Origin of the sequence: Nitrospira sp. ND1, assembly GCF_900170025.1 — a bacterium.
Lineage (GTDB): Bacteria > Nitrospirota > Nitrospiria > Nitrospirales > Nitrospiraceae > Nitrospira_A.
Genome location: NZ_FWEX01000006.1, coordinates 649823 through 665169, shown reverse-complemented (window position 1 = coordinate 665169; position 15347 = coordinate 649823). Strand labels below are relative to the sequence as shown.

General features: G+C 56.6%; 18 protein-coding genes. 9 read left to right on the top strand and 9 right to left on the bottom strand.

Annotation, left to right across the window (positions count from 1 at the left end):
• Positions 1-48 precede the first annotated feature (48 nt).
• The 3 genes from NSND_RS07825 to NSND_RS07810 all read left to right on the top strand — a co-directional run bounded on the left by NSND_RS07825 (position 49) and on the right by NSND_RS07810 (position 3472).
• Positions 49-1284 (top strand): hypothetical protein, encoded by a 1236-nt coding sequence (locus tag NSND_RS07825; RefSeq protein WP_080878444.1) that lies wholly within the window; start codon positions 49-51, stop codon positions 1282-1284.
• 1005 nt (positions 1285-2289) lie between these two features.
• Positions 2290-2868, top strand: a complete 579-nt coding sequence (locus tag NSND_RS07815) for a TonB family protein (RefSeq protein WP_159450690.1) — start codon at positions 2290-2292, stop codon at positions 2866-2868.
• Positions 2869-2989: 121 nt separating this feature from the next.
• Positions 2990-3472 carry an AP2/ERF family transcription factor gene (locus tag NSND_RS07810; protein ID WP_159450689.1) on the top strand — a complete coding sequence of 161 codons (483 nt, stop codon included), beginning with the start codon at positions 2990-2992 and terminating at the stop codon, positions 3470-3472.
• Here NSND_RS07810 and NSND_RS07805 read toward each other — a convergent pair.
• Both NSND_RS07805 and NSND_RS07800 read right to left on the bottom strand, forming a co-directional pair.
• Complete coding sequence (locus NSND_RS07805; protein ID WP_080878440.1) at positions 3469-4401, bottom strand: DUF72 domain-containing protein; 933 nt, start codon at positions 4399-4401, stop codon at positions 3469-3471. The two genes, NSND_RS07810 and NSND_RS07805, sit on opposite strands and share 4 nt — an antisense overlap.
• Complete coding sequence (locus tag NSND_RS07800; RefSeq protein ID WP_080878439.1) at positions 4394-4720, bottom strand: hypothetical protein; 327 nt, start codon at positions 4718-4720, stop codon at positions 4394-4396. Before NSND_RS07800 ends, NSND_RS07805 begins: the two co-directional genes overlap by 8 nt.
• 64 nt (positions 4721-4784) lie before the next feature.
• On the opposite strand from NSND_RS07800, the gene NSND_RS07795 reads away from it, so the two are divergent.
• Together NSND_RS07795 and NSND_RS07785 are read left to right on the top strand one after the other, a co-directional pair.
• Entirely contained in the window at positions 4785-5282 is a 498-nt protein-coding gene (locus tag NSND_RS07795) for a thermonuclease family protein (protein ID WP_080878438.1), read from the top strand.
• Positions 5283-5931: 649 nt separating this feature from the next.
• Positions 5932-6411 carry a hypothetical protein gene (locus tag NSND_RS07785; protein WP_080878436.1) on the top strand — a complete coding sequence of 160 codons (480 nt, stop codon included), beginning with the start codon at positions 5932-5934 and terminating at the stop codon, positions 6409-6411.
• A gap of 366 nt (positions 6412-6777) precedes the next feature.
• Here NSND_RS07785 and NSND_RS07780 read toward each other — a convergent pair whose 3' ends face one another.
• Positions 6778-7092 carry a HigA family addiction module antitoxin gene (locus NSND_RS07780; RefSeq protein ID WP_080878435.1) on the bottom strand — a complete coding sequence of 105 codons (315 nt, stop codon included), beginning with the start codon at positions 7090-7092 and terminating at the stop codon, positions 6778-6780.
• Between the two features lie 13 nt (positions 7093-7105).
• Positions 7106-7387 (bottom strand): type II toxin-antitoxin system RelE/ParE family toxin, encoded by a 282-nt coding sequence (locus NSND_RS07775; RefSeq protein ID WP_080878434.1) that lies wholly within the window; start codon positions 7385-7387, stop codon positions 7106-7108.
• Between the two features lie 454 nt (positions 7388-7841).
• Here NSND_RS07775 and NSND_RS07765 point away from each other — a divergent pair, with 454 nt between their 5' ends.
• The 3 genes from NSND_RS07765 to NSND_RS07760 all read left to right on the top strand — a co-directional run bounded on the left by NSND_RS07765 (position 7842) and on the right by NSND_RS07760 (position 10320).
• Positions 7842-8399, top strand: a complete 558-nt coding sequence (locus tag NSND_RS07765; protein WP_080878432.1) for an ankyrin repeat domain-containing protein — start codon at positions 7842-7844, stop codon at positions 8397-8399.
• 34 nt (positions 8400-8433) lie between these two features.
• Positions 8434-8622, top strand: coding sequence for a hypothetical protein (locus NSND_RS22085; RefSeq protein ID WP_369974238.1), 189 nt, complete (start codon positions 8434-8436; stop codon positions 8620-8622).
• Positions 8623-9193: 571 nt separating this feature from the next.
• Positions 9194-10320 (top strand): IS3 family transposase gene (locus NSND_RS07760; RefSeq protein WP_369974229.1). Its coding sequence is split into 2 segments (ribosomal slippage): positions 9194-9452 and positions 9452-10320, totalling 1128 coding nucleotides; the frame shifts between segments, so codons are not numbered across the junction.
• Between the two features lie 129 nt (positions 10321-10449).
• On the opposite strand, the gene NSND_RS07750 is transcribed toward NSND_RS07760, so the two are convergent.
• The 5 genes from NSND_RS07750 to NSND_RS07730 form a co-directional block, all read right to left on the bottom strand.
• Positions 10450-10779 (bottom strand): Hpt domain-containing protein, encoded by a 330-nt coding sequence (locus NSND_RS07750; RefSeq protein WP_143833464.1) that lies wholly within the window; start codon positions 10777-10779, stop codon positions 10450-10452.
• On the bottom strand, positions 10776-12545 hold the full coding sequence (locus NSND_RS07745) for a response regulator (protein ID WP_080878429.1): 1770 nt from the start codon (positions 12543-12545) through the stop codon (positions 10776-10778). The genes NSND_RS07750 and NSND_RS07745 overlap by 4 nt, the downstream gene beginning before the upstream one ends.
• 82 nt (positions 12546-12627) lie before the next feature.
• On the bottom strand, positions 12628-13632 hold the full coding sequence (locus NSND_RS07740) for a GGDEF domain-containing response regulator (protein WP_080878428.1): 1005 nt from the start codon (positions 13630-13632) through the stop codon (positions 12628-12630).
• A 44-nt stretch (positions 13633-13676) separates the two neighbouring features.
• Complete coding sequence (locus NSND_RS07735; RefSeq protein WP_159450687.1) at positions 13677-14324, bottom strand: response regulator; 648 nt, start codon at positions 14322-14324, stop codon at positions 13677-13679.
• A 168-nt stretch (positions 14325-14492) separates the two neighbouring features.
• Positions 14493-14942: a GatB/YqeY domain-containing protein gene (locus tag NSND_RS07730; protein WP_080878426.1), complete on the bottom strand. Its 450-nt coding sequence runs from the start codon at positions 14940-14942 to the stop codon at positions 14493-14495.
• 173 nt (positions 14943-15115) lie between these two features.
• Here NSND_RS07730 and NSND_RS07725 point away from each other — a divergent pair, with 173 nt between their 5' ends.
• Positions 15116-15328 (top strand): hypothetical protein, encoded by a 213-nt coding sequence (locus NSND_RS07725; protein ID WP_143833463.1) that lies wholly within the window; start codon positions 15116-15118, stop codon positions 15326-15328.
• Positions 15329-15347 lie beyond the last annotated feature (19 nt).

The window sequence follows — 15347 nt, the reverse complement described above, 5'->3', positions numbered from 1 at the left end:
TGGAGAAACGGTGCAAGATGTAATCCCTGCCGAACCAAGAAGGACACTATGTGCGCGCAATGGAAAAAAGGCTATGACCCCGCTGTTCCTCTAGCCTGGTTTGAGAAAGAGAAACGAACAAATGCCGCAGGCCATGTAGAATTTCCAGGACATTGGTTTGAGGACTACATGCAATTGCTGATCTCATCAGTTGAATTCTCTTCCGAGCTGCCGGAGGAGATCGCGCATGGAATCACGCAACAAGGTGTAATGGCTGCTGCAAAGGCAAACAAGCTTAATTCCAAGTGGTTAATTAGTCATATCTCCGCTAGGGAGCACGAATACACGCAAAAACCAGCCGAAAAATTTTTTATGGCCGGTAGCATTTCGATCAGATCAAGAAAGAGATTACCGCAAATAAAAGTGTCCGGTCATGTGATTCGATTTGGTCAAGACGTCCCAATGAAGGTTTTAGAAAAGGAGCTCCAATATAAAACTATATTTATGCAGGCTATAACGCGGGAATTCCCACGCGACTACTTGCGATGTATCGTATCCACTGCGGGGAAATCAGAAACCGAAGCTGGATGGTCGGCTTTAGACGCTCTAGATTGCTCTAGAGCGCTATGGAACCTAAGTCTTAACTCGAAAAAGATGCTGCGCATGTCTTCCGGTACAATATCTCCCGTTAATCAGATAGTACTTGGGTCACTACAGACTTTATTTAAGGCGGACCTGGATATCATTGATCATAAATGGTGGCATGATCCTAATTACCAAGAGCCCATCAGAGCTTATGACGTTACCGAGAATTGGGATAAACTTAGGAAATACGAGAAAAAGGCCATGGCCAAAATGAAGTCCAGTTCTTGCGAGGCGTTTATAGTGAGAGGACTTCTGCGTTATGTGCGAGCGCTGGATGGGCGTGATTATGAATCAATTTTTCTTAAGCTCTGGAGTGTGCTTGAGCATCTGACTCAGACTAGTAAGGAAAATTCCGATGTGACCATAAGGCGAGCGGTCTTTCTTTGGAAGGACAATACATTTCACCGTCAGGTCCTCTACCATTTAAAGGAATCCAGAAACTCATCGGTGCATCAAGACGAGTTTGGTGGAAGAGGGGAAACACTAGTCTATCAACTCAAGAGGTACGTTGAAGCTCTTCTAGAATTTCTAATTTTCGAAGGTTATAAATTCCCCAGTATTGAACAGATCAAAGCTTTTCTAGACCTGCCGCTGGATCGTGAATCGTTGGTCGCAAGGAAACGCTTAATACTCAAGGCACTCAGATTTCGATCATCTTAATATGTTGTGCCTCGATGTGTTCTTGGTACATCACTCCGGGCACCAGTTGCAGACACGGTCATTAGCTGCCCTCACAGCGGCTGTGCAGTCCGCGTCCTATATCGGACAGCCTATTTGTAAGCCATTGTAAAACCATGTATCAGATTGGAAAGTTTCATTATGTAAGATATTGATTTTATTGGTCCCCTGGGGCTCTTTTAAGGCGAAGGAAGCACATGACACATACCGCGATCCTCCTTGTCTATCAACCAAGGGCCCATACGACAAAGGCATGATCAGAATTCATGCCACCACTTCTTGACCTGCTTGGCTGATCGCATCGGCCGAGTTGTGGTATCGCTAGACAAAACTCCCGCTAGAGAGGGGGCACAATTCCCGACCAACGGGGAATGGGCGAATCCACAGTCCTCCCGTAGACTCTGGTCCATGCACTTGGCTTCCTCGCATGTCGGGTCTCCATCCTTCTCGATACCGTGCATGGTTAGCTTTCCCGAACAGGACTGGCACGTTGCGGCCACAATTTGGGGGTGCTCGCCGAGGCACTTTCACATTGAATGCCCGGTGTCGGTTTCCCCCGGCATGACAATTTCCCTCTTCGTCATCTGCCCTGGAACAGATCAAGCCATTCGCATAGAGGAAGCGCTCGTAACGTGGGCCGGGCGGAATGAGTTTGGCATAGCGATTGAGCGCGTACAACCGGCTGAGTCTCAGCGTCTGTTTGAATTGTTCAACAACCACGCGCATTGACGTGGGCAAACGCACTTCAGACTCCTTTTTTCGGGAAAGGCATCTCTTATGCGCTCGCGCCAGTGGTGGTCCAGTTTCCTGTTAGTAGTGGCCTGTCTCTCAAACGGATGTACGAGCTCTCCGCCCGTTCTTCCAGTGAGTCTCATCACGGTGAATGGTCCACATTCGGCGGTTTTTCCCCACACCCCCTCACGCTGTTTCATGGGCAACGGCAGCCCTCCACTATTCCCGATCTTCAGCCCAACTGTGGCGAGAAATATGGCAGAACGGGTTCACCAGGAAATTGTCAAGAATAGTACGTATCCGATGCTGGCTCGCCAGTATGGATGGCAGGGAACGGTGCAACTGTGTTTAGTCTTGGAACGCGACGGAACGTTCTCAAGGGTGACGGTTGAGACGAGTTCTGGAAATGCCTTCTTGGACAACGAGGCCGTCCGCTTGGTGCGTTCCGTACAGATCACTGATATTCCTTCCAGTGAGACCTGGACGCAACTCACGGCTCAAATCCCCATTACATACGACCTGATGCCCTTATCCCCTCGCCAACGTGCCCTCATCCAAGCCGTGAAGGAGGAGGTTCTTAAGCACCGGGAGTATCCCGTCGAGGCGATAGCGTCGAAGCTGGAGGGCAATATTGTTGCTGGTGCAACGGTGGGCCCAGATGGTTCATTGCAGCATATTGAGGTTTATCAATCCTCTGGATCGGGGATTCTCGACGATGCCGGAAAGACCCTCTTGGAACGATCTGCTCCCTTCTCCATGCTTGCCTGGGAGTTCGATAGTCCTGTGCTTTTGTTGATCCCCGTGGCCTATCGTTTTGACCATACAAGTCCGTGAGCTTCTAGTGGCGAGAAGAGCCTGGGGTTGTGGCCGTGAGTTCCATCACAAGCCGGTGAACCTGTTGGCATCTGAGACCCCAGTCCTGGTACTTCTTCGAAATTACGTTGCGGAGATGCGTATGCTGAATATCCGACGGGTTGATCACAAGGCATCGTCTACGCACTGCTGGCGGGTGAGGGTGCAGCGCCGGAAGCAGGTCTTCCTGCGCGACTTCAGCGACGGGCCCTACGGAGGCCGGGAACAAGCCCTCCAGGCCGCCCAAGTGTATCGGAACACGCTTATCCAGGCGCATCCCCCTCTGAGTAAGCCGGCCTATTGTGCGATTCTGAAGAAGACCAACCGGTCGGGCATCTCCGGTCTGACGAGAGTGGATCGGTGCGAGATGTCCAAAGGGAAACGGGCACGACGGCTCTACTGGGAAGTCCAGTGGCCCATTGAAAACTGTAAAGCCAAGCATCGGAAGTTTTCGATCCCCAAGTATGGAGAGGAGGGGGCGTATCAGATGGCGCTTGCAGCCAGGGAAACCGCGCTTCAGGCTCTCGCGTCCCAGACATTTTCACCCTTCGAGTCACGGGTCTCTCGGGATGATCAGGCTGCCTAATCCCGGAGTCTGCCAGCTCCGTCCATCGGATCGGTTTGCAGTCCTTCCACCAGCGCCTGAATCGTCAGTGGCGCATTTCCTTCTGCCCGATTGTTGACCAAGACATAGGTGGTTCGGTTCTGGCCGCTGGCTTGCTGGACGAGTCGCACGGTGTCCCGGCGCATCTCTGGCAACTCCCCAACAATCTTGTTATAGGGTTCGGCTCGCTTCTTCGCCGCCTCATAGGTCATCTTGAGCGGGGTCAAGAGCCGCAATACGGCGAACGGGGCGGTAAAGGTTTCCATGCGTTGGTGCTGCTCGGCCAGGGAGGGCATGTAGGACCAGTGGTTGTAGACGTGGGCGACACCATGCCGACACAGCAGTTCATGGTAGGCGGGGCCCAGTAGACCCGCGTTTCGAATCTCCACGGCATAGCGGAAGTCTCGTGGGAGCAGAGCGAAGAATGCGTCCAACCGCGCGTAGAATTCCTCTGCTGCCATGCCATGGCGCTGGAACTCAAACAGAAATGGACCGGTGTGCGGACCGAACTGGGCATCCCGATAGGGCTGCAGCACGAGCTTGTTGAAGGCCGAAGCGTTCAGAAAGTTCGGATTCGCTTGTCCGGCCCGAACGCCATAGCGTGCATGCTTCGCATAGGTTGGGATGGTGAGCTCCTCCCACACCTTGAAACACATTTCAAAGTCTTCGGGGATCTGCGTCAAGTAGCGAGTGAGCTGGTTTGCGGATGGTGGCCGGTAGAAGGTTGAGTCATTCCCCACTGTGCGGAAGAGCGGCTGACCATTGTAGAGATACTGACAGAATTCCCCGAGGCATTCGCGGGTAAAGCTCGTCTTGGTGTATTGCCGCTGATAGACTTGACCCTGCCAACCTTCGTAAGTCCACGTGGACGTGCCGAAACGGACGAGCGGGGGCACGGCCGTCTCAGTCATCGTCAGATTCCATAAAGGGCAAGATGGTTTGTGTAGGGAAGGGCGAACGCGCCTGGCCGCGTGTCGTCTGCGTCGTGGGCGCCACTACCACGATGGGGCCGGTGAAGAGCTCGAATGTCGGAAGGTCCTCCTCCCACATCCTCAGGCTGTGAGGAGATCGCTTCGGGTGACACATTAACCACTCGACGGTGAACCACCATGTGTCGTCATTGAACAGGAACCCCATCGCCGAGACCCTACCGACGGCGCCGATCGGTTCGTCCCATCGCGGCGCAATGACCCGAAGCCTTACACCGACTGTAACCTGTTCCCGCGTCATCAGTTCAGCATCCCGGTGTATTGGTCTATCGTGGAATCCCGTTCGGGTGTAGACTCCCGTCCCAATGGGACCTCTCGTCGATAAGGCCAGATTCCGCACGACTGCCTTGCTGCTCGTTTGCCTGCTGCTCCCTATCGTAGCGCATGCCGAGTTCGTCGGGAAGGTGGTTGGCGTGATCGATGGCGATTCCATTCGCGTCATGCATGAGGGCAAGGCCGAACAGATTCGGTTGATTGGAGTGGACTGCCCGGAGAAGCGTCAGCCCTTCGGCACACGGGCCAAAGAATACACATCAGAGCTGGCCTTTGGGCAAGAGGTCACCGTCTATGGGGACAGCCGTGATCGCTATGGCCGGACACTGGCAGAAGTCCTCTTGCCGGATGGTCGCAGCCTGAATCAAGCACTTCTCAGAGCTGGTTTGGCGTGGTGGTTTCGGAAGTACTCGAAGGATCTGCGGTTGGGCGAGTTGGAGCGTCAGGCACGGAATGCGAAGCTGGGGTTATGGGCAGAGCCGCATCCTGTGCCTCCTTGGGAGTGGCGAACTCGCATGAAAGCTCATTAACTTCCGTCTCATTGAAGGCCACACTAACATCACCTGTTTCCACTGGCATTCTCTGCTCAGAGCCGGTTTGGAGTGTGAACATCACGCAGCTACTGCGACTCCCTCAATTTTGAAGGAAAACCCGGCTACCAACGATGGGTGGATCGCTTGCCCTCCACCAAACCTCACTTCCTCTTACCGGTGCCTCATCGGCGCTAGCCTTCTTCCTTGCGGCGCCGGATCATATCTCCCGTGGTTTCATTTTCTTACGCATCCGCGCCGGCGCGTCTCATGAGGCCACGCCGCTCTTCCGAGTCTGGAGGAGCGCTGGTCATTGGCCGGTGCCCTCGAACTGGGGCATCCATTTTCGTGTCCATCACGTGCCTAACCCGGAGCGGATGCAGTCGCTCCACACTGAGGACGGAGGCTCAGGACGGATCTACGATTGCAAGACCTAACTCTGTTCAGTTCCTTCAATTCACGGTCACAAAGTCTATGGCGGTCAGCGCTGGCAATTTTGTCAGGGTGTTCGGAGGGAATGCTCCACAATGGGGCGAACTCGGGAATGATAGACTTCGGCAACAGTTAAGAAAGCAGTGAACCTAGAATTCTGTAGGGTAAGTATAGAGAAGACGGAAATGGTATGCGAATTACGGGAGCACTGTGTTTTATGGCATTAAATTGGCCACTCAGAAGAGTACAGAACCTGAGGCTAGGAATCTTGATCATCCTACTTCACCTTACGGTGCTTGTAGGTTGCTTTCCCAAGGCAACAGGCCCACTCTTTCAGCGTTCAATAGAAGTGGCCCCCGAGCAATCGATCGTCTATCTGTACTATCCATGGTTTGGATGGAATGTTTTTCCGCGGGAAGTATTTGTCGATGGAGTCAGCCTCACCACACTCCACGGAACAGAATACTATCCTTATGTCACCGCTCCAGGCAGGAAGAGCTTCACCATGCAGCATGACGAATTGAAACGCCGCATTGACGTGAAATTGGAACCGAACCGAGCGTATTTCCTAAAAGTGGATTACGTTCCTCTTGCTTGGATGCTAACTCCAAGTGGGACATTAACTCTGGAAGAAGTGCCGGAAGCAGTCGCGTTGGAGGAAATCAGCAAGTGTCGGCTTATGCAGGAACCCAAGTGACTCGCTCCGCGATGTAGACCAAATGGTATCGATACCATACATCCCGGCCTGCCCGGCCCACTCAATGCGGTTCTGATCAGTGTTGGCACATATTTAGATGCCAACAGAGTAATGTTCCTCATCCATGGGGCGACGCGAAGTACAGGCCCTCGTGAGGCGTGTGCGACCGAAGCCCGCCGAGGTTGCTCGCACGTGAGGCCGACGCAGGCGTACGGGCAGTCCGTGGAGGGCGCGCGGCGCGATGACGAAAGAGCGCCACGTCTGTGCGCGCCGCCGAGCCGGTGAGGCGGCCGGGCAGCCGAGCGAGAACAGCCCCGCCGGGTGAGAGGATCGGACGACGGAGCGGGCGGTCATGAATAGTCCGGGTTAGGCAGCGGTCAGGGGGGAAATGTGGTTGATCTTGCCCTTGATATTTTTCGCCGCCTCCCAGAGATCGACGGCTCGCTGAGCATTCAACCAGAACTCCGGGCTGTTTCCGAATAACCGAGAGAGTCGTAGTGCCATCTCCGGACTGAGGGCTCGGCGCTCCTGCAGCAACTCGTTCACCGTCTGGCGCGATACCTTCAACGCTTTTGCAAACCCGGAGACCGTCAAGCCATACTCAGGCAAGAAATCCTCGCGCAGCATCACGCCTGGATGAGTAGGCCGGACTGTGCGCGCTCGCTTATTGGGGATACTCATTGCACACCTCGCATCAGTGATAATCCGTCATCTCAACGTCGTACGCATCACCGCCGTCGAACCGAAAGCAGATCCGCCACTGATCGTTGACGGAAATCGAATATTGACCAGCCCTCTCTCGCTCGAGCCTATGAAGCCGGTTGCTCGGGGGAACTTTCAAGTCCGTCACGCTCGTCGCGAGATCCAGATATTCCAGCTTCCTCAACGCTCGCTCCCAGACTCCAGGCGGAAACCGCTTCGATCTACCTTCCTCGAACAGCTCCCTCGTATGCTTGTCAGCAAAGGTTTTGATCACGAGAGAAGTGTAATGTGGTGCGTGACACCTGTCAACGGCAAATCACAGGGGCCGGAAAGGAAAGCGCCCTATTTCACCCAACGCCTTGGCCCACTCCGAAGGTATCATACGGTCGTCAAGAAAAAGGCCCGAGGCATTTGTCTCCTTCTGTTCTTGTACGTGGTCGCGCATCTGGGCGCTTTCGAGCGCACGGGGATCTTCACTGCCTGAAGCAAGTCAGCATATGACACCGCGGGTACCGCGGCGGTTCGGCCCGAGCCTCGTCATTCTTTTTGCCATATAGACCGTTCGTGCTGCTCTCTCTACCTCTCCATCCTGCAGACTCTGGACGCGGGTCGATCATGTGTATTGCCTGTTGTGCTTATTCCGGGTAAGAAGATCAAGCATGTGTGATGTGCCAGGAGTAATTTCTGGCACGGGTGCAGCGGAATCAACCAATACGGAGTAATGACCGATGACCCCCACCATGTCTCAAAGAGTTACCTGGGGGTATTGCCTGGTTCCTTTTCTTCTATTGACGCTGTATTCCTGTCATCGAGCACCGCCCCTCCATCACTACGCTAGAGGCGGATCAGTGGTGCATATGCAGGCTGTCTTGAGTCAGGGCGCCGATGTGAATGGAGTCGACGAGAGCGGGAATACCGCATTGATCTATGCAGCTCGTTACGGAGAAGGAGAGGCGATAGAGTATCTACTTAGCAAGGGGGCTGATGTCAACCAGCAAGCCCAAGACGGTGAGACTCCATTGATCGCAGCATCGTATGGATGCCATGCGAAGAGTGCCGAGATACTTCTGGCTCATGGAGCTGACTGCAACATGCTGTATCAGCATGGCTGGACAGCTCTGGCGACGGCAGTCGTGCAAGGCTGCAATGACAGCATCCAGCCCCTACTTGCAGCTGGTTCCGATCCCAACAAAGAGGTTGCGGAAGGATATCCTCCTTTGATCGTCGCTCTTGCTAAAGGTCACACTGCCATTGTGCGGACACTCCTTGCTGGAGTGCGGATGTGAATTATAAGGGGAGCAAAGGCATTACTCCCTCATCGTGGCATCAAGCCTCGGGAATCGTGAAATGGTGCAAGTGTTACTCAATTATGGAGCCGCAGTAAACTCACGAGTCATTGCTGGACAGGACAAGGCTTTTAAAACCGGTGACACTTCGCTGAAAGTTGCTCGGCGGAATTACCATTCGGATATTGAGCAAATTCTCATAGCAGCAGGTGCTGTGGAATAGAAATACGGCTAGGTAGCGAAAGAGGTTTCCTTTCCAACGATTCAGACCGTCCCGAGGCTGCGAAGTCTTCACAGTTGTAGTCACAGTGGCTCATGGACTTGGCGCTCAAATACAGCCCATAGAGCTAAGCAGCAAATGCAACGCCCGCAATTTTAAACGAAATAGCTTTTGCCAACGATGGGCGTAGCGGTTGCCCTCCACCAAACCTCATCTGTGCAACCCGAAGCTAGTAGGGTAGTTCCTCCCGTCCTGATCAAACCCAGCAGATCTTTGTGGGTGACCCCGCATCGCCTTCTTTCTCGCCCCAGTTCTCGTAACCAATCCTCCTGCTCGTGCTCGGCTGCAACCTTCGGTCTCCGTCTCTCGTGGGTTTCCGCACATATCTTCCACAGCGCTCATTCCTCGAAACTGCCCCAGTGAGCCTGCATTGTCGCCGGATATGTTTGGCTTGTGTCGTCTACAATTTAGCGGGTCGAGCAGAGAAGGGGCTCCGGAAATTCGGACAGTGTGCTAAGTGGTAGCCTGGCTTCACCGAGGCCCCCGCGAGGTGGCGACACAAAGGAGCGAGGCGATGAAGAGAACGAGACGGAATCACGGGGCCACGTTTAAGGCGCAGGTGGCCTTGGCGGCGGTCAAAGGCGACAAAACCCTGGCCGACTTAGCGGAGCAGTTTCAGGTTCACCCCACCCAGATCACCGAATGGAAGCAGCAATTGCTGGCGCGGGCGGCGGACGTGTTTGGCGGAGCGAACCCGCCAGCAGAGACGCCCGATCTCAAGACCCTGCACGCCAAGATCGGCCAGCTGGCCCTGGAGAATGATTTTTTAGCCGGGGCGCTCACCAAGGCGGGCTTGCGGAGCGCAAAGCCATGATCGATCGAACCCATCCCCTCCCGGTTGTGCGGCAATGCCAGCTGCTGAAGCTGGCCCGCTCGACCGCGTACTACCAGCCGATGCCGGTTTCAGAGACGACGCTGGCGCTGATGCGTCGGATTGACGAGCTGCATCTCCAGTATCCCTTTGCCGGTGCGCGCATGCTGCGCGATCTCTTGCGACGCGAGGGCCGCGCCATTGGCCGACGCCAGGTGGCCACTCTGATGCGCCGCATGGGCATTGAGGCCCTGTATCGCAAACCGTCGCTCAGCCGGCGGCATCCAGCCCATCAGATTTACCCCTATCTCTTGCGGGATCTCACCATCTCGCGTCCGAATCAGGCCTGGGCGGCGGATATCACCTATATTCCCATGCGTCGTGGCTTCCTGTATCTCTTTGCGGTGCTGGACTGGGCGAGTCGTCGGGTCTTGGCGTGGCGGCTGTCCAATACGTTGACGACGGACTTCTGTCTCGAGGCCGTACAGGAGGCGATTACGCAGTATGGCTGCCCCGAGATCTTCAACACCGATCAAGGGTGCCAATTCACGAGCCAGGAGTTCACGGGGCTGCTGACCCACCACGGCATTCAGATCAGCATGGACGGGAAAGGGTGCTGGCGGGACAACGTGTTCGTGGAACGACTCTGGAAGAGCATTAAATACGAAGAGGTCTATCTACACGCGTACGACACCGTCGAGGCCGCGCATCAGGGGGTGGCGCGCTATCTGACGTTCTATAATCAGACCCGGCCGCATCAGGCCCTTGACGGTCAGACACCAGACCAGGTGTACTATGACCATCTGACGACACGGCAGACCGCCGCGTAGTCAACAATCCGCCAGGCGCCACTTAAGAATGGGCCGACACTGTCCAACCAACCGGAGCCACCTCTCAGTCCGGACGAGAGCAGGTCGCGCAAATGGAGGAAAGGGGAGCGACGGGTGAGGGCACTGAACTCAGTGGACGTACACAATCTCGACGCGAGCCAGGAAGTCCTTCAAACCGTTGAGCTGATGGTGTAGCGCCGAGAGATTGTGTGCCATGGCGGCCCGCTCAAGCTGGTCGCCGATCACGCTGATCTGATCGAAACCGTACCCGCCGCCGTCGCCTTTCATGCGATGGCCAAGCATGCGAATCGTGTTGAGATCGCCCTGCTTCAGGCAGGACTCGATCGTGGTGAGATCCCGCTGCCGGTTGGCGAGGAACCCGGGGATGATGGCTTCAAGGCTGGAATCGATACGGACGGGGATCTTGTCGGGGCCTGGTTCAGCATGATGGTGCATCATTGCGCTCGCGTCTTTTCATAGGCCAGGAGTAATTCCAGCAGCGTGGTTCGTTTCAGCGGCTTTGTCATATGGGCATTGCACCCGGCTTCGAAGATCCTCGCCGATTCTTCTTTCAGAGCCAAGGCTGTGAGGGCAATGATTTGAACTGCGGGAAGGCCCTGTTCCTGCTCCCAACGTCGAATGGTTCGTGTCGCGGTGATGCCGTCCATGACCGGCATCTGCATATCCATGAGGATGAGGTCATAGTGTCCGTTTTGGAATTTCGCGACGCCGATCTGCCCGTTATCGGCCAGATCCACTCGATGGATGGTGTGCTTCAGATAGGACTGGATCAACACCTGATTGTCCGGTGAATCCTCCACCAGCAAGATCCGCAGGGATCGTCCTTGGGGTGTGGCCGGGAGAGCGGTGCCTTGAGGCGAAGGCGAGAAGCCACTTTTGCTACGGCCCAATGCGATGCTGATGGTTTGTTGAAGATCGGAGCGCCGGATCGGTTTGACCAGGTAGCCGCCCAGGCCGAGGTCGTAGGTCTTGGCGATGTCGTCGGCCCACCGGTCGGAGGCAAGCATGATGATCGTGAGGTTGCTCAGCCTCGGATCGGCATGGATGCGTTCGATGACCTCAAACCCGTCCATTCCGGGCATTCGGCAATCGAGCAGGAGCAGGGTGAACGGGGCGTCGGAGTTCAGCGAGACTTCCAGGGCCTCCATGGCCTGTTCGCCGCTGTCGGCTTCCACCACGGTAGCACCCCACCCGAACAGGGTTTCGCGCAGGATCAGCCGATTGGTCGGGTAATCGTCCACGACCAGGCAGCGGAGTCCGGCCAGGTTCATAGTGCCCGACACTTTCGATGGCGGCGGGGCTGTTTGCACGCCAAGCTGGACCACGCAGTGGAACGTGCTGCCTTCGCCGAGGGTGCTTTCCACCCAGATCCGGCCGCCCATGAGGGCTGCCAGCTGTTGCGAGATCGACAGGCCCAACCCCGTGCCGCCGTACTGGCGCGCAATCGTGCTATGCGCTTGCGTGAATGTGTCGAAGATGGCTTTAATTTTGTCGTGCGGGACGCCGATGCCCGTATCGCTGATCGAGAATCGAATCGCGCCCGGCGTTCGAAGCTCGGGATCGTTGGTGATACTCATGACCACCGAGCCCTTCTCCGTGAATTTGATCGCGTTTCCCAGCAGATTGAGCAGGATCTGGTAGAGGCGGTTGGGATCGCCGATGAGATGGCAGGGGACATCGTTGGCGAGGTGGCAGACGAGTTCGAGGCCTTTCTCGTTGGCACGCAAGGCCAGCATCTCACTGGTTTTGTCGATCAGCTCGGACAGGTCGAAGTCGATCGAGTCCAGGTCCAGGCGGCCTGATTCGACTTTCGAGAGATCGAGGATGTCGTTGATCAGGCTCAGCAGACTGGCTCCGGCGCGGCGAAAGATGCGCAAATATTTCCGTTGTTCCGGAGTGAGGGTGGTTTCCCATAAGAGGTCGGCCATGCCGATGATGGCATTCATCGGGGTGCGGATCTCGTGGCTCATGCTGGCCAGGAACTCGCTCTTGGCACGGTTGGCCACATCGGCGGCATCTTTGGCCCGTTGCAGTTCTTCGACGCGGCGTTGCAACTCTTTGGAGACGCGTTGGAGCGCCCGCTCGGCACGCAGGCGTGCGGCCTGCTCGCGTTGCAGCGCGGTGGACGGTCGGGAAGCGGTGCGGGGAAGGCGTGCGGCAGAGGTTGAGGTGGTTCGTCTGGTCTGCGTGATGCGTTTCGCCATGGCGTGGTCCGGTCGTCTCAGTCCAGCATGACCGCTCCGTCTCGCGAGTGGGTGACACGATGGTCGCGACGGCGGGAGGTCATCAATCTTTATGCGTGTGGTGCACGAGCGTCAGGACTCCGGCTTGCTTGGCCCGATTGCGCCCGTCCTGCTTGGCCTGGTACAGGGCCTGGTCGGCCGCCCTGATGAGATCGGTCGGCGCGGCCACACGGCTTGGCACGGTGCAGGCGAAGCCGAGACTGATGGTGACGGGATCGCCGTTCGGATGTTTCATCTCCGCTTCACAGACTTTGCGCCGGAGCGTATCGGCGACCTGCGCCGCGCCGTCTACCGTGGTGCCGGGCAGCACGATGACGAACTCGTCGCCTCCGTAACGGGCGACCAAGTCACCGGGGCGATTGACGTGGCTGGAGATGAGCTGGGCCACCTGGCGAAGACATTCATCCCCGGCCTGGTGCCCATGGCTGTCGTTGTATGTCTTGAAGTAGTCGATATCGAGCATGATCAGCGACAGCGGGGTCGATTCGCGCGCGGCCCGGCGCCATTCCTGGTCCAGAAAGTCGTCGAATTGGCGTCGATTGGTGATCCCGGTGAGCCCGTCGAGGCACGAGAGACGCAACAGCATCTGGTTGGCTTCCTGCAACTGGCGCATCACCTCCAGGAGTTCCTGCTCGCGCGCGCGGCGCCGTTCGATTTCATGCACGAGGCGGAGCACGCACCGGACGCGGGTCAGGAGCTCGATCTTGCTGATGGGCTTGGCGACATAGTCGATGGCGCCGGCCGCAAAGGCCAACTGCAGATCGACCGGATCCGTTTTTACGGTGACCATGATGATCGGGATGTCGCGATAGCGTTCGACGGCTTTGATCTGCCGGCAGGCCTCGATCCCGTTGGTGGCAGGCATGACGATATCCATCAGGATCAGATCCACTCGGCCCGTCATTTGCCGCGGGCCGTCGAGCCCGAGCAACCGGAATGCCGCGGCGGCGGACTCCGCCCCAAAGGTTTCTTCGTAACCGGCATTGGCGAGGATGGATTGAATCAACAGACGATCGTCCGTCGAGTCGTCGACGATCAGGATACCCATGGTCAGTGTCTCCCTGAAAGTGTGTCGTAGGACGATGCTAGCAGCTAGTCGGGGTAAACGCCAGGGTAATGCTTTTTAATGCAGGGGGTGCAGAGGCCGTGACTGAATTCGGCTTCCGAATGTTGCTGGATATACTCTTCCAATTGTTGCCAGAACCCCTGATCGTTCCGGATTTTCTTGCAGGAGGCACAGATCGGCACCAGGCCTTTCAGCACTTTTACTTCGCGCAACGCCTGTTGGAGTTCGGCATTGCTGCGGCGAAGCTCCATTTCACGGGTTTTGCGACAGTCCATTTCTTTCTTGAGCATCAGCGCGGAATTCACCCGGGCGAGCAGTTCCACACTATTGACCGGCTTCGTGATGAAGTCCATCGCGCCGGCCGCGAAAGCCGCCTGAAGATCCCCCAGGGCGGTCTTCGCCGTGACGACGATCACAGGGATATCCCGCAGGTTTTCCAGGCTCTTGATACGCTGTGTGGCGGCCACCCCGTCGATGCCCGGCATAAGAAAGTCCATCAGGATCAAATCAATGGCGGGTGCCTGCCCGTTCGGCTGGGGCTGATTGATGCCAAGGTGGTCGTAGGCTGAAGCGGCCGAGTCCGCGATGAGCAGGTCCTGATGACCGGCTTTGTTCAGCACGGCTTTCAGCAGCAGCTGTTGGTCGGGAGAATCGTCAACGATCAGGATGCCCATGAGCAGCCTCGTTCGCTTGGTGGCGTGTGAGCAGGTGCGATGCCTGCCGATCGGGCATGTTGAATGTGAGACATACCCGGGATGGCATCGGCGTAATGCCATCCGTCAGGAGCCGTATCGGCAGAATCGAGGAAGAGATTAAGAGTGGTGGTGCCGGAGCCGGCACATTTAACGTTGAAGAGCGGCTTTGACCAGATCGCTGACGACTTTGCCGTCTACGGATTGGCCGGCCAAGCGGGCCATGACGGCTTTCATCACCTGGCCCATGTCTTTGAGGGCCGTAGCGCCGGATTCCTTCACCGCGGCGTCGACGATCCGGGCCAGTTCATCGGAGGAGAGCGCGGCGGGGAGATACCCCTCGATGATGCTGATCTCCTGCCGTTCTTTCGTCGCCAGGTCCTGCCGGTTGCCCTTTTCGAATTGCTCGGCGGCTTCCTTGCGTTGCTTGATGAGCGTGGTCATGATCCGGCTCATCGCGGCATCGTCCAGATCTTGTTTCAGCTCGACTTCCTTGTATTGCACGGCGGCTTTGATCATGCGGATGACGTCCATGCGTAGTTGGTCTCGCGACTTCATCGCTGATTTGAGATCTTCGGTCAAACGGTCATGTAACGACATCGGGTTCCTTTCAGGAGGCGTCGGTGCTTATCGCGGAGGATAGCGTCTTTGCCCGAGGCAGTCAACGTGCGTGGGCCGGACGCGTTTTCATGTTGAGCGCAGCGCAGCACTATCCCATAATGCTTTGTCGGGGCTGTGCGTCAGCGGATAGATTCATCGAAAGGGGGCGCGGCATGGAGTACAGGAGCGGCAGAGTCGGTGCGGGAATGCGCGTGATCGGCCTGTTGGGAGGATTGATGGCGGCTGGGGTGCTCGTGGCCGGCTGTGCGAGTGAGAAGCCGAAACCGATGGCCCAACCCTCGTTGGAGCAGGTGAAGGGCAATGCGGATCGGGGGTTCGACAAGCTCAAGCAGGAGGAGCGGGAACATAAGCCGGCGGGCATGTAATCGGCTGGCGCAAGGCGTG